This window comes from Acinetobacter sp. FDAARGOS_559 (assembly GCF_003940475.1).
Classification (GTDB): domain Bacteria; phylum Pseudomonadota; class Gammaproteobacteria; order Pseudomonadales; family Moraxellaceae; genus Acinetobacter; species Acinetobacter baumannii.
The window spans coordinates 1,416,564-1,431,970 of sequence record NZ_RKJG01000005.1; the positions used below are offsets into that span (position 1 = coordinate 1,416,564).

Below are 15,407 nucleotides of genomic sequence, written 5' to 3' on the forward strand. Positions count from 1 at the left end.
TATCAATGTCGCAATTTTCTGTGGTCATATTTCTGATCACCTCTATTTGCACGTTTGATTATTATCAAGGCTCCAACATGAATCTTTCAAAGTTCGAACAGCGAACTCTCCATGTCCTTGCTAAAGGCGGACATATTAAATACCAACGTGACGCATCAGGCACAGTCTATTTCGTTGAATGCTATACACGAGAAGGTTTCGTGCTATCTGATTGTTCCTTAGATGTATTTAAAAAGCTAAAAGCAAAACGTTTAATCAAGTCTAAAAATAGCCAACCTTATCAAATTACATTGTTAGGACTCCAGACTGTTCGCCCTCAACTAGACAATCGTTGATATAAGTTGCTATTTATTAAGAGAAAGAAAATATGAATATTATAATTCGAGATGAACAACCCGAAGATATTAAAAATATCGAAGCGTTGACGAAAGCCGCGTTCTTAAATGAAGAGCATTCTAGCCATACTGAACAATTTATTGTGAATAGCCTTCGGAAACATAAGCAACTCACGCTCTCTTTAGTTGCTATAGAAGATGACTTAATTATAGGTCATGTGGCTATTTCACCAGTTACAATCACGTCAGGTGACACTGGTTGGTATGGTCTAGGCCCTATTTCTGTATGTCCAAAGAAACAAGGAATTGGCGTTGGTTCTCTTTTAATGAATGCAGCTCTTCAAAAGTTAAAAGAATTAGGCGGAAAAGGTTGCGTTCTATTAGGTGATCCAAATTATTACAGTCGATTTGGTTTTAAATCTTACCCTGATTTAAATTTACCTGATGTGCCTAATGAATACTTTCAAGCTTTAAGCTTCATTAACCATATTCCCTCAGGTGAAGTTACTTACCATGATGCTTTTACGGCAACTGAATAAATAAGCTCGCTTACCACACATTGAAAAAAGCCTCTATTTATAGAGGCTTTTTTCAATTCAACAATTTATTATTTATGAACCCAAGGCACAGCCGGGGAACCAATCCATGCAGATTTAGCCGGAATATTTTCACCTTTCATGACCAGTGTTAATGGACCTAACACAGCATGATTGCTCACGTTTGCGTTATATAAAATAATACTGCGCGCATTGACCACTACATCATGCCCCACGTTCACTTGCCCAATTTTCATAATACGGTCTTCAAACAAGTGAGTTTGCGGGCCTGAAAAGCTATTAAACTCGGCACGGTCACCAATGCTGACACAGTCAAACTCGGTAATATCAGCCGTATCCATATAAACATCTTTACCAATACGAACCCCTAAAATACGCAAGAAGAATGGCAACATTGGTGTTCCTCTTAAGTAGTTTAAGAAGTTAGGAATCGCAACTGATTCATATAAGCTGGTAATCCCTTCACTTAACCATACAAACATGGTCCACATAGGTGCCGAACGCGGTTGATAGCGACCAATCAAAATCCACTTTAATAGCGCAACAATAAGGAAACAGCCAACACCATAAAGCAGTCCTGCGAGCGTTAATGCAACCAGGCCCGTCTCAATATTGTAGTTATTAATCACATCAATAACGTCTAGCACGATCATATAACCCACCCCAATCGCAAGTGCGGCCGGCAATACAATACGAAGCCCTTCAATAAAACCGCGCATTAAACGGCGCTTAATACTTGGTTTAAAGGTTAAATGGTCAGGATATTTTTCAGCAGCTTCACGTGCAGGTAACAGCAACGCCGGAGAACCAAACCAAGTTTGTCCGTCATACATTTCACGGTTATCTGGTGTTTTTGATTGCACGCCAATTAAAACATTGTCTGGTAACACTGTCCCATCAGCAATATAAGCACTATTTCCCACAAAACTACGGTTACCGATTTTGGTTGCTTTTAAAGACATCCAACCGCCTTTAATCTCTTCATCACCCAGCATTACAGCATCGGCAATAAAGCTCTCTTCACCCAAAGTCAGCATTTCTGGAATGACGCCGGTTGCGGTAGAAATTTCGGTATTTTTACCTACTTTTGCTCCAAGCATACGGAACCATGTAGGCGCATAAATGGTGGCAAACAAGCCATGTAAGGTTTGTAAACTCGTCTCTAAAATTTGGGCCGCAAACCATTTACGATAATACGTGCTGCCATGAACCGCATAGGTTCCGGTTTCAAGACGCGGCAATGCAATTTTACGCAGACCTGAAGAAATCACCGCAGTAATCATCATCATCATTGCACTAGCCGGAATCGCTAAAATGAAATAGTAAAGCGCGATTTGCAAATGGTTGTTCGGGTTAATATTAAATACATTTACATCTAACCAGTCGACCAAAAGGAAGCTTGGAAAAATTGGAATAAAGAAAAGACAGGCAATGACTAATGCGCTAACGCCATAGTATCCATATTCAGCAATTTTACGTATAAACGATAGTTTAGGACGCTCTGGCAATTTAGCTTGCTCATCTATATGCCCTATTTTCTGAGCAGGTGTTCCATCCCAAATTTCGCCCTCAGGTACAACCGTGTCATATTCAATTGAAGTTAAGGCATTTACATGAGCTTGTTTTTCTAACACTGTATTTTCTTCTAATACAGCATACGAACCTACATAACTGTCTTGTTTAAGGTGAATTGAACCTAATACCAAGTGACCATGTTCAACTTTGGCATTTTCTAAATTCACCTGAGAACCGATACTCACGCCATCTTCAATAGTCAGTAAAGATGGCATACGAATATGTACGGAACTAATGGTAACGTCGTGGCCGATTTTTGCGCCAAGTGCTTTCAAATATAAGTTAAGTAAAGTCGAACCCGACAAGAGATAGACAGGTGAAATATTACTAATACGGTCTGCTAGCCACCAACGGAAATAGGTTAATCCCCATAATGGATAACGCCCTGCGCCAATTCCTAACATTAGTAGTCGTTTTACCGTAATCGACAGTACAAAACTGCTCATAATGACACTGACATACACCAATAAAGACAACGCAATCGCATACGGAATACTGTCGCGAGTTCCACCGGTAAAGTAGTGATAGGTAAAGAATGGCGCTAACCACTGCAAAATATTAATCGAGATTAAAACCGGAATAGTAACGAGCTGGGCAATACCACATAACCATTTATAAGTCTGATTACGAGGGTTATCTTGCCCAATTTGGCTATCAAATAAAGTAGGTTCAGGCTGCTCTAACATGAGTGCAGCAATCGCGCCTACTCTTCTCGCTTGATATAAGTTTTGAATGGTCAGATGGCTATATTCCGCATGCTCACGCAGATTTGAAATTAAAACAGCGGCGAGTAGTGAATGCCCGCCTAAATCATCAAAGAAATCAGAATCGAGTTTAATCGGCATGTTTGGGAACAAGCGATTCAAAATTTCAAACAAGATTTCTTCGGCTGGGTTCTGTGGCTGGTCAGATTCACTGCGATCTACCACACTCGTGAGCGGTCTTGCTTTTAAAGCTTTACGGTCAATTTTCCCAGATAATAGACGTGGAACTTCTTCAATAATCTCAAAACGATTTGGCACCATATAAGGCGGTAATCGCTGACTCAAGTTATGACGTAGTTCTTTAATTTCTATAGCTTGCTTTGCATCAATTTCTGGTGCAATAAACGCAATAAGTTGATCAATGCCGTCTTCAGGACGAAGAATAACGGCTGCCGTACCAATTCCGTCAATATCGCAAAGCGCAGCTTCGATCTCGCCAAGCTCTACACGGAAACCACGGATTTTAACTTGGTCATCGGCACGACCTAAGCAGTGTACTTGACCAAACTCATCAATTTTAGCCAAATCCCCAGTACGGTAGAGTAACTCTTCCTCTACACTCATTGCCCAAGGGTTCTCAATAAACTTATCTGCGGTTAAATCAGGTCGTCCTAAATAGCCTTGTGCCACACTTGGCCCAAAAATACATAACTCCCCTGTTTCACCTTGCTCGAGCAACTCTCTTTCAGAGTTAATGACCAACATACCGTAGTTTGGTAAGGGCTTGCCAATGGTGACAGGTTTGCCGCGTTCTAATAACTCAAGACTTGCAGAAACCGTGGTTTCGGTTGGTCCATAGGTGTTAAACATTTGATGATGAGGTAATGCCCAACGGTCAACCAGTGAATCCGGACACATTTCCCCACCTAAATTAATAATTCTTAAATTAGGTACGTCTTCAGGAAATAAGGCAAGTAACGTTGGAACAGCATGCAGTACTGTAATTTGTTCATGCTTTAAGGTTTGGCATAACCGCTCAGGGTCACTGACAAGTGACTTCGGTGCAATCCACAACGTTGCACCTACCAAATAAGAAAGCCAAATCTCTTCAAACGACATATCAAAAGCGACTGAAAAGCCTTGATAGACCTTGTCTTGCTCTTGAATACCCAAAATACTATTTTCACTACGTAAAAAGTGACAAATATTTTTTTGAGTAATCACAATTCCTTTGGGTTTACCTGTCGAACCCGAGGTATAAATAATATAGGCAGGTTGATCTGGAGTGGTTTTCGCTAAACTTACACTTTCGCTTAGTGTTTTTTGCAGCTCGGTGTTGGTCCATTTTGTTTGTGGCACTTCAGCTAAATGTTCATACCATTCATCTGTAGTAATCATTCCCACCGCTTCGGCATCTGCAAGACATACCGCAATACGGTCCGCGGGCGTATCCATATCAAAAGGAAGCCAAGCTGCACCGCTTAAACAAATGGCCAGTTGAGCTTTTAAAAGCTCAATACCACGCGGCAGCCATAGCCCTACAATATGACCTGGCTTTACCCCTTTTAAAGCCAGATGTTGAGCCATTATTAAGGCTTGCTGATACAGCTCACCATAACTCAGCGTTTTATCTGCTTCAATTAAAGCCGTTTTATCAGGAAGAGTTTGTGCAGTATGAGCAAAAATATCGGCTAAGACTTCATTCTGCAAAAATTCCGGATGATACTTTCCACGAATTACATTTTTCGTGTTCGTTACAAACTGGTTCATTTTTATACTCTCTTAATTTTCTGATTTGGCTTAAATGAAGTCATAATTTATTTTTCTGACCCATTAACGAAATCTAGATAGGCCATAAATTAATTAAGAGAACTTAAAGCAAGATTAAATTTTTTAGTTTTGATGTTTATTCAACAGAGTAAGAACCTTAGCTGTTAATTTTAATTTATAAATAAAAATCAAATATTTAATATTATTATTCTAATTTTATGATTATCTTTAAGATAAAAACGTACAAAACTAATGAAGTAAAAAGCTAGAATTCACAAGATTTATATAGTTCTCATTTTAATTAAACTAATAAAAGCCATCCTGTATACAAATTCTCCATATTTTAAACTTAATTGTTTAGTTCTGAATTATTAAAAGAGTTCTTAAAAAATAAAAGAGTGTATTTAAATTTATGCATGATGGTTGATTATTAATATTATATTAAAATTGTATGCATCAATTCTTTTTAACTTATATCTTTATCTGGATTTTATAAAAACTTAACTCCATTAAGCAGATTGAGCGAGCAGTTGTTTATCTACTTTCCTCATAACTCAACCGACCCTATTTGGTGTGGTGAGTTGTGAGGGTTAAACAAAGATACTCTTGGAAGGCGAGCTAAGATCACCTGTTTCATTTAAGCATGTCGAAGTATCTTTATTTATAATATTTGAAAATGGACTTAAAGAATTAAACAGTGGTGCTGGTATGAGTCAACACATAATAAACCCAAAAGAAATACCTTTAGCATTTCAAACCGCTTGGAATAAGCATGATATGCAGGCCTTTGCTGCTCTTTTTGATAAAGAGGCGACTTTCGTTAACCGTTTCGGTCACTACGTTAAAGGAGTTGATGAAATTATTGCAATGCATCAACCTATTCATGAAACCATTTATCGTGATTCAACACTAGAGAATGAGCTGATAGACCTCATACCTATGAGTGAGGATATATGTATTTCACATTTTTGGAGCCGCCTCACTGCAGGCGTAGCTCATCCTCAAGGGCCTCATCAGATTGATACTCTCATTCTTACTGTGCTCACCAAGAAGAATCATTCTTGGTACATTCAAGCGCTAGAAAATGTCACTTTGACGAACCCTCGTACGGGAGAGACCATACTTAGAAATATATAGAAAGGAGCACGATCATATTTTTAGTAATTTATATGCATAAAAAAAAGCCCTCGTCATTAACAAGGGCTTTTTAAGAATTTTGGCGGAAGCGGTGGTAGTCACATTAAAGTTATAATCAATTGTTTTAATTACAAAATTATTTATCATTAATATTTTTTACTACCATTTTTACTACTATAAAATTTTACTATCTTTTTTGTAACTATTCATCCAGCTTTACTCTTATTCCATGAAGTAACAAATGAGTCAGGATAATCTTATGCGCCAATCAGAACAATCATACACCAGAGACCTTGCAATACGAATTCTTCAACAATCAGATAATATTGTAAAAAATCTTGGTAAATTTACCCAATGCTTACTCTTTCTCATGATAATCTTTCGCATTCTATTTCCTAAAAAAGAAAAAAGTTGAATACTAAGATTTAATTTACATCTGTATGTGAATAAGCAAAACCATCTAACTTTTGTAATGCAAACTGAATATGCTCTGCTTTGAATAAATCAGATTTCCGTCTTGCCCAACGCTCACCTGCACTCCAATTCGCTAACCCTTCCTGAATTGATTCAACATTAGGTTGATAACCTTCCTTATAGATAAGCCAATCTACTGTTGCCAAAAGCTCCATACCGAATGGTGATTCAAAACCCTCTATCAATGTTGCAGCTCCTTCTACAGCAGCCATATACTCTTTTGCTTCACTAATCAGATAACCTTGAACTTTACTTTTTTGCTGATCATTGAACCAAATCACATCTAAGGGGTCACAATCAGGAATTCGCTTGTCCGATTTGAGATAGCTACCATCCATTGCATTCAACAAATGATCTAAATTAGAGGCATAAGGACCATAATAGTTCGCCTGAAAATTAAGCTTCAATTCATTTGGTAATTGTTTTTGCTCAATAACTCGCTGTAAAAACCATGCCAGTTTTTGGATTTCTAATAGACTACATTCAATCCCCAATACCCAATAACGACGTACTAACTCTGCAATCATGGCTCGTGCTGGCGTAAGTTGTGATACACCTATTTTCTTTGCCACGTTTTGATACTGTGTGGTTGGTTCAAAAATCAAAATATCCACATACTCTAAATCGGATAATTCTGTCTCAATTTTTGATTTAACACGACTCCACTCTAACCCACCATTACCCGCACCTAATGGTGGAATTGCAATAGATTTAACTTGATGATCAATGATGAACTTTTTAAGATCCTGCAAACCATCTTCAATCCATTGGAGTTTGGATTTATCCCGCCAATGCTGTTTAGTTGGAAAGTTAATAATCCAACGTGGGCCCATTAACTCATTAGTTTCAGTCACAAACATTTTTCCAGTTGTAACCTGTCCAGCTTTGCACGCTTGACTATAAGCTGCCATGTTTTTTGGAAAACGCTCCTTAAACATTAAAGCAATACCTTTACCCATTACACCAACGGTATTCACGGTATTTACCAATGCTTCTACAGGAGCATCTAATAAGTTTCCTGTTGTATAACGAATCATTAGAAATACACCCCTTGTCTCACATGCACAGGAATATTAACATCTGCTTGTTGTAGCCACTGTTCTATTTGAGCTTTAACTGTTTCAGTATAACATATCACCCCAATCAATACTTTTGTTGGGCAGTGTTGATGAACTAACGCTTCGGCTTGATAACGTTCAAACTTCGCAGGATCATCCATATCTCTTTTAAAATCTCTTGCCTGTAATATTGACCAATCGATCTCATTTAAGCTAGATAAATCTGTATAGAATTCAGCCCATTGGTAATAGGCATGACTATTTGTAAAAACAAAAGGAATTTGCTGTTGCTGTAGCTGATACAAACTAGAAACTAAAATAACAATTTCATCATTAGTACGCTGACGTACACCGCCACGGCCACTCTTTATATTCAGCAGCATAGGTGAAAATGGTGTGAAATAAAATGGAATATAGTCACTTAGCACACCCTTTTTCCCTACAGGAACAGGATGCAGTTGTCTTTTCTCAATCAGTTCTGGACTGCCAATCTGAACCCAATTTACACATTGTGTTGGACTATTGCTGCTATGTAAGCCATTTTCTAATATCCACGGAATATTATCACGATGCACAATACGCCAAATCAATGCCTTTTGCGGATTGAGTACATCACTATAATTACGTCCAACCATCTTGCTCTACAATTAGAATAAGCCTGCTTAAACATAGCATAGATTTAGGCTCTCCCTCTATAATTTTGATATATGCCTCCAAACCGAGGGAACCCAATGTAAGGCATAATTCAGCTTACTTTTGAATAAGCATGATTTGGTTGTCAGTAAATTTAGATGTTTTCATGCAGAATCTCCTGCTTCTATCTTAAGAGAAAACTCTACTTTTACATCCTTTTATTTTTCAGGGGATTACCATGTATCAATTGCTCAACTCTGGATGCATAATTATTTGACTTTGCTTCGTAATGAAGCAAAGTCAAATAACAAAAATATATGTAAGTTAAACTTCTAATAAATCTTCCTTAAAATCACTTTTAATATTAATTTCAGATTCTTCATCTACCCACAGTTTTTGTTCTACCTCTTGAATTAAGCTAATCATTCCATGTGTAGGTTTTATGCCCATTGCATCAAGTTTTTCCTTTAATGACATAACCATGTTTTCACGTTCAATTGACCAACTCGATGCAAAACATCTCCAGAATGTCCATCCTGCGCGTTCCAAAGCACGTTGACGAGTCATATCATCATGCCATTGTTCTGGCCCATGATAGCTATCACCATCACATTCAACAGCTAAACGCTGATCGCCATCGGACTCAACGACTAAATCAATTCGATAGCTTCCAACCTTAACCTGTGGAGTAACTGTGTATCCCATTTCATGTAATACCATGAATACAGATTTTTCAAACTCTGATTCACATAACTCTAATTTTGCTTCAAATGACGCTTTTTGATCCTCTTGCAAATCATAAAAATGATTGAGTAAATTCAGCCTTAGATCTTTTGGAGATATATGATCACGACTCACGGAGTGGACAAGATACATCCGTTCACGAGCGCGGCTTGCAGCCACGTTAAATCTCTGTTCATGATCGGATCGACTCAAAGCATGACAATTCTCAGGATCTGCTACCATAGATAAGAAAATAATATCTCTTTCTGCGCCCTGAAATGCTGAAGCATCCCCACAAGCAAATTGAACCTGCGTAAGAGTCCCTGCACCAAATTCATTTAAAGCTTCTGATTGAATGAACTCAGCCTGGGCTGGACCTAACAAAGAGATCACGCCAATTGATCTATTCGCATATCGTTCATCTTTAAGAAGTAGCTTCATTTCCTCAATAATTGCTTTCGCTTCTATTCGGTTAATATGTTTGCTGTTTTTAGATTCTCTATACCCCTGCGGTGTATAAATTGCGACTAAAGCTGGGCTTAACTGCTCAGACTTCTTCGATAGTCGCATTGGCTTAATACGGTTACCATAAAAGTTTTTATTACTATAACTAATGATTGCAGGATGACAGCGGAAATGCTCTAAAAGCATCACGCTTGACTCATAGATAGAAGAAGCCATGTCGTATAAAGACATATCTGGTGTTAAATATGCAGCATGTGGCTGGCCATGTAGATAACGATTCCTTAATACATCAATTTGAGCACTTGCTAGGCCGACATTACTTGGAGAAACCTGCTTATTATCCCCCACAACTAATAACTTTTTAGCACGCATTAAAACAGGTAATACGTCAATTGATGATTGTGATGCCTCATCCACAATCACTAAGTCAAAGAGACCTAACTCAGCAGGCATAGATTCAGATACCTGAAGATGTGACATGACCCAGCAAGGAATAGCTGCTGTTGCCTCTTTAAGGGCTACTTGAGCATCTTTTCTATAACGTGGAGCATTCTTACCTGTCCCTTTTCCATAGTGTTGTACAGCAATTTTATAACGCTGTAATGCAACTAAAATTTTATCTGAGGCATTTTCCTTTAACGCCAACCACGTCTTGTTTGCTGCCAATTGAGCATAATTTTGAGATAGATTCTTCTCGTGAATACGACGGCGCTCATACAAATTTTCAATTCGACTTGTATTGCTAATGTCCATTACAAAAATCTCAAGACGTTTCCATTCCCAAGCCTCAAGCAATGTATTACGTAATACAGGATCCTCAATTTCTTCAGCGTACGGAATCTCAAGAATATCTTTACTAAGAATCAGAGCATTTGTTTGGCTCAATTTAATACTGGCTGATTTAACTCTTTCAAAATCTTCAGTTAAATCTTTCAAATGTACCAATTGCTTTAATAGATCAGCATATTCTCTGAGTTCATTTTCATACAGCAAATCTGAATCAGTCTGAGACACAATTTTTTGCAGCCGATTTGATATTTTATTATCAAATTCCGACAGATAAAGTATTTGATCAGACAGTTGCTGTTGATAGACTTCTAAATTAAATATTTTTAACTTCTGACCTAACAATTGAATCAAGTCATCAATATTTTTAGGTAATCCATAGAAATCAAAAGATTTAGCCCTACAAAAAACTTTTAAATAATTAGCAGTAAATACATCTAAATACTTGTTTTTCAAATCCAGGCATTTTTGGGTTCTGCTAATGAGCTGTGTGAACTCTTTTAATATTGTATCTATACCACGATTATTTAATTCAATTAAAGGAATGTCTAATTGAGCTGCAATACTATTCCATTTGCTCATAAAAATATTAAGAGTCTGCCTTCTATCAATATATTCTTTAACTCTTTTCCATTCATCTGCCGTATCAGGATATTTTCCAGAAACTTTAATTGACTTAAATAGTTCTTGTAATTCAGCAGTACCAAAATGATACCAATTAAATGGTTTACCTGTATCAACAGCTCGTTGAACAGCTTGATATTCTTTTGAGTTTGGGTGTATCTCAAAATTTAGCTCTATAGGATCAGTTAATAGTGATTTTCTATATTCCAATAAAGATTGGACTTCTTGAATGAGATTGGTATAGATATCCAGCTCCATACCCTTATCTTCTGAATTTATCTTTTTGAAATAACTCAATAACCATGGTTCTGAATGATCAAGAACAAGGTTTAGATCTTCCAAATAAATCTTTAACCAATCTCTTAGCTCATTAATTTCTACTTCAGAAGTAATTTCCTTGAAAATATGTTGGTCATTTTTCTTTAAGAATTCCTCAATCTCATCCTTTTCTTTTAAGAATTCACTTAATTTCTTTAGACTGGTCGAATCTAATAATCTCTCAGGAACTGGCAGAGGACCATAATTTATGAATGGTAAATCTATACCTATTTTCTTCCTTGAGTCTCTCAGTTGAATCAACTCAATCTGGGAAAAAGGAAACTGGTCTTTATTCTCTAAAGTTAATTGATCGTTAAACCATTCGTAAGATGCTCTACTTTCTAATACCGTTTTCACGATATCCATAGGTAATTTTTTATTACCATCTACCTCAATATTCTGATAATGCTTTTCTGCAAAGTTATATATTTCTCGATCAATTAATGCCATTTCATGATGGTTATGATCTATTTGTTGTTTTAGAACCTCGATCGTTTTTCGAACTTCTGCAACATTCATCTGAGTAATTTTTTGCACGATCAAATCGATTGAAGATTCAAGCTGATTTTTACTTTCTTTGCTTGAACCAATTCGACTGACCACCAAAGGCTTTAATTCATCAGGAATCTTTTCATGTACCGTTTTAAGGACATGTGACTGCTGTGCAGTTACTAGTACTTTTTTACCATTTGCCAAATAGTGACAAATAATATTGGCAATACTATGTGTTTTACCTGTACCTGGTGGACCTTGCACCACTACACCACTGCTGGTTAGCAGATTCTGGACAATAGTAATTTGTTCTTTGTTATAAGGGAGCGGGAAATAAAGTTCTTCAACTTTTGATCCGAATCCTTCGGTACCAGAACGCCCCCTAAAACTGTAAGTCTCTTTTTGATTAATATCGCTTTTTAATTCTGTCACTAACGATAAAGGTTGTTCAGGTATAGCCACTGAAGGATCATTAAGTTTAGTTTTCAATAACTCAATGTCATCACTTAAAATAGAATTTCTTTTTGGACGACTAAACAATACAGATGTTAATGTCACCGCTAGATTTTTAGATGGTATAGCCCTATTTTCTGCCTCAATAATTACTCCTCTTGAAAAAATATTCGCAACGAATGCTTCAACTAGATCAGAGTAAGTTTCCCCTTCAAATAGTTGTAATGAGCGACCATTATTTAAGTTTTCTTTTAAAGCTAATTTTACTTGTCCTGAAGTAGGCAGATCATCCTCTAATAAGATGGCATCCATTTCTATATTGGCACGTGTATCTTTGGCACCTACACGTATTAATCCATTTTTTTCTATCTCCATTTCTAACGGGATAGTCATAAGAGGATATGAATAAGATTTTTGAGTCGTTGGAAGTACCCAGTCAACTAAACCAAAGCCTGCGACAATTTCCTCACCATCACCTGTTCCACCTAAATTAATCGCTGTATTCCATGAGAATAATTTGTCATAAACAACAATAGATTTTTTAATCTCATCGTTATTTTGTTTCCAATCTTCCCAAATATTTTGATAGCTTTCGAATTCTTTGAACAGCTTCTGAAGTATGTCAATTTTAGTAATCAAATCACATGCCACGCTACTGTAGGGCAAGCGGAATTGATGAACTTTTTTGAAAGATACAATCTTATTTAAACTAGAAAAATTAACAGTGGGTTCTTTTTCGGCATCAACATGAATGTAGGAGGAGAGTATTTGAGATGGTTTCGGCACCGATTGAAGCTGTAATCGTTCAATTTGGAACCACCAATCGTCATCATTCAGAATTTTTAAGCCACGCAGTTTTTCTAGATCATGAGAATAAAATCTATTACCACTCATTTCATATTGAATTTTTTGAGTATCCTCAGCTTGATGGGATACATAATCCAACAATTGAATTAGTTTGTTTTTAACAATATCATTTAATTCAAGTTCAGAGTTCATCATTGGTCTTTCTAAATTTTTAACTGACGGGATTATAGCTAAAGACCAACAAAAGGCTTCATCTTGTGAAAAGATATCTTTATTTTGATATAAGAAAGCATTCACTTCTTTCTTTTCAATACCAATAATTTTGGCAATTTCTCTAGCAGTGAGTTTGGGCTGTTTAACCAAAATAGCTGTTATTAAATCCTTCATGTGATTCATATTTCCTAATCATTTCAAAAGCTTTTCTCTTTAATTGATTTATACAGAATAAATTCAATCCACACCTAAAGCTTTGAATACCGCATCCACAGGATCCGCGTAGAAACTGGTCTGGAACTTGGTAAACAATTCTACAGGAATCGTGGGGATATCTGCCGCACTACTCATTGGTAAAGCAACCTTCTTGGCACCAGCATCAAAAGCAACCTGAAGACATTCAGCAATACTTTCCACTGGTGTCACAGAACCACCTAGACTCATATCACCGAGCACGACCATCTGGCTTTGTACCGATCGTCCTAACAAGCCAGATGCAAAAGCCACTAAACTTGGGAGGGCAAGATGGCTAAGTGGACCAGTATTTTGCAATTCAACTACATGTAGATGGAAATCATGTTCAAGTACCTTACTTCCACCTGATATCCGATTTGCATTGGCTTTAAAGTAATCAAAAGCAATTTTAACTTGTTCTTTTGCGCTACTTGAATTCCATAAACCAGATGTTGCCAATTTTCCTGAACCTTTGGTGACTTGCAATTCTAGGCGGTATAAGCCTGGCATGCCCTTATTACTGAGTCCGATGGTATACAGAAAACCTGGTTTAGCAGGACCTTCGAGAATCAGCCCCCCACCACCCTGCTCTTTTACTGAAACAAAGTGCTCTTCAAGTGTGTCATTGTCGATATAGCTGAAATGCACGTCATAGAATTCCATGCCACCTATTTTTTTCAGCTGTTCTTTGACTCGACGACGCACCTGAAGGGCGTATTCCAAACATTGACGCACATCTTCTTTGTTAAACTGCCCGTGGGGGTAGAGCAGCTTCATCAAACCAGATACAGTCTTACGAACCGCAATCACATCGCGTTGATTCAGGTTATTTCCCAACTTGAAGTACTTTTCAATCGAGTCGGCAAAGCTACGCTTGCGCATTTCCCGGAAGAATTCAGCCAGATAATCAACGATCAGGCCATAACGGTTGGTGAAAAACTCCGGGCGCATCTTCGGAATTTCCCAACCTGGAATATATGCATGAAAACGATCGAAGAATGCTGAATCGATCATGGCTTCAGGGAAAGGTACCAATAGATGGCTGGTTTTGACCAAGGACTCAACACTCTGGTTGATATTCCCCACAAAAACCATCGAAGCCGAGGCCTCCATCTGTTCACGACCACGTGCAAAAGATCCTGAGGCCATGTAGTCTTTCATGATCTGTACGCCATCTTTATCCTTAAAGGAAATACCAGCGACTTCATCAAAGGCCACCACATCCCATAAGCCAACCAGACCAATACGGCGACTACTCATGTTATAGAACAGGTTGGCGACAGTCGTTTGTCCACCAGAGACTAAAATGCTATTCGGTGAACATTCTTTATAAATATGACTTTTCCCAGTACCGCGTGGTCCCAGTTCACAAACGTTATAGTTATTTTCAACGAACGGAACCATACGCGCTAATAGGTGCCATTGAACGTCCTCTCTTAAAGAAGCTGGTTCCATACCAATCGAACGGATTAAACTCTCGCGCCACTGATCAGTGCTTAATGCTGCTCTGCCGCTGAAGAGTTCATCCATATTCATATTCGGCATTTGAATCGGCTTGAGTAGGCTCACACCAAATGGAGAATTTGACTGTCCTTCATCAAAATAATAACTGAGTGTTGCAATCACCCAGATACCACCAACGAGTAATTTTTCATACTCTTTGACGATGCCTGCCGAAATCTCAGCATCTTTAATACCTAGATTACTGAAAGAGGCTTCGTATTTGTCTTTACGCTCATTCAGCTTTACGGTCACCCGATCAATGACCTTATAACTGCCACGTTCACGAACCAGGGATTTTACTTTCTCCGCTTCATCAGGTCGTACATAGTTCTCTGCCAGCACGGTCTTTACGTTACGTAGTCCCTGCTCAATGATCTCAGGATCATCCGAGGCACAATACATCCCTAGCAGGTATTCGAGTACATAGACAGGAACGTTAGCCCCTTCTTTGATCAGTTTAGTCAGATCCTTACGTACCACCCGCCCAGCAAAGTGTTCATTCAGCAGCTGATCCAGTTCTTTATCGTTAGCAGATTCCATGTAGGC

Annotated in this window: 8 protein-coding genes; 3 read left to right on the forward strand and 5 right to left on the reverse strand. The window is 37.8% G+C overall.

Features of this window, described 5'->3' with window-relative positions; translation table 11 throughout:
- Positions 1 to 77: 77 nt before the first annotated feature.
- Together EGS71_RS08295 and EGS71_RS08300 are read left to right on the forward strand one after the other, a co-directional pair.
- Positions 78 to 335: a YjhX family toxin gene (locus EGS71_RS08295; protein WP_001054060.1), complete on the forward strand. Its 258-nt coding sequence runs from the start codon at positions 78 to 80 to the stop codon at positions 333 to 335.
- Positions 336 to 367: 32 nt separating this feature from the next.
- Positions 368 to 874 carry a GNAT family N-acetyltransferase gene (locus tag EGS71_RS08300; protein WP_002010834.1) on the forward strand — a complete coding sequence of 169 codons (507 nt, stop codon included), beginning with the start codon at positions 368 to 370 and terminating at the stop codon, positions 872 to 874.
- 68 nt (positions 875 to 942) lie between these two features.
- Here the strand turns inward: EGS71_RS08300 and posA are convergent, their stop codons facing one another.
- Positions 943 to 4,941 carry a delta-poly-L-ornithine synthetase PosA gene (gene posA / locus EGS71_RS08305; RefSeq protein ID WP_001071452.1) on the reverse strand — a complete coding sequence of 1,333 codons (3,999 nt, stop codon included), beginning with the start codon at positions 4,939 to 4,941 and terminating at the stop codon, positions 943 to 945.
- Between the two features lie 606 nt (positions 4,942 to 5,547).
- On the opposite strand from posA, the gene EGS71_RS08310 reads away from it, so the two are divergent.
- Complete coding sequence (locus tag EGS71_RS08310) at positions 5,548 to 6,078, forward strand: SgcJ/EcaC family oxidoreductase (RefSeq protein WP_000398200.1); 531 nt, start codon at positions 5,548 to 5,550, stop codon at positions 6,076 to 6,078.
- 425 nt (positions 6,079 to 6,503) lie between these two features.
- Here EGS71_RS08310 and EGS71_RS08315 read toward each other — a convergent pair whose 3' ends face one another.
- From EGS71_RS08315 to brxL, 4 genes are all read right to left on the reverse strand, one after another.
- The gene (locus tag EGS71_RS08315; protein ID WP_002010576.1) at positions 6,504 to 7,589 is read right to left on the reverse strand and encodes a macro domain-containing protein; all 1,086 of its coding nucleotides are present in this window, start codon (positions 7,587 to 7,589) and stop codon (positions 6,504 to 6,506) included.
- Positions 7,589 to 8,245, reverse strand: coding sequence for a DUF4433 domain-containing protein (locus EGS71_RS08320; protein WP_000233088.1), 657 nt, complete (start codon positions 8,243 to 8,245; stop codon positions 7,589 to 7,591). Before EGS71_RS08320 ends, EGS71_RS08315 begins: the two co-directional genes overlap by 1 nt.
- A 322-nt stretch (positions 8,246 to 8,567) precedes the next feature.
- A complete protein-coding gene (locus EGS71_RS08325) occupies positions 8,568 to 13,298 on the reverse strand; it encodes an AAA domain-containing protein (protein ID WP_002010669.1) in 4,731 nt (1,576 codons plus the stop codon).
- Positions 13,299 to 13,361: 63 nt separating this feature from the next.
- Positions 13,362 to 15,401: a protease Lon-related BREX system protein BrxL gene (gene brxL / locus EGS71_RS08330; protein WP_002010967.1), complete on the reverse strand. Its 2,040-nt coding sequence runs from the start codon at positions 15,399 to 15,401 to the stop codon at positions 13,362 to 13,364.
- Between the last annotated feature and the right edge of the window lie 6 nt (positions 15,402 to 15,407).

Bases quoted from the DNA above. Each gene is read 5' to 3' on its own strand.
- EGS71_RS08295 (WP_001054060.1), top strand. From the start codon at position 78: ATGAATCTTTCAAAGTTCGAACAGCGAACTCTCCATGTCCTTGCTAAA.
- EGS71_RS08300 (WP_002010834.1), top strand. From the start codon at position 368: ATGAATATTATAATTCGAGATGAACAACCCGAAGATATTAAAAATATC.
- posA (WP_001071452.1), bottom strand. From the start codon at position 4,941: ATGAACCAGTTTGTAACGAACACGAAAAATGTAATTCGTGGAAAGTAT.
- EGS71_RS08315 (WP_002010576.1), bottom strand. From the start codon at position 7,589: ATGATTCGTTATACAACAGGAAACTTATTAGATGCTCCTGTAGAAGCA.
- EGS71_RS08320 (WP_000233088.1), bottom strand. From the start codon at position 8,245: ATGGTTGGACGTAATTATAGTGATGTACTCAATCCGCAAAAGGCATTG.
- EGS71_RS08325 (WP_002010669.1), bottom strand. From the start codon at position 13,298: ATGAAGGATTTAATAACAGCTATTTTGGTTAAACAGCCCAAACTCACT.
- brxL (WP_002010967.1), bottom strand. From the start codon at position 15,401: ATGGAATCTGCTAACGATAAAGAACTGGATCAGCTGCTGAATGAACAC.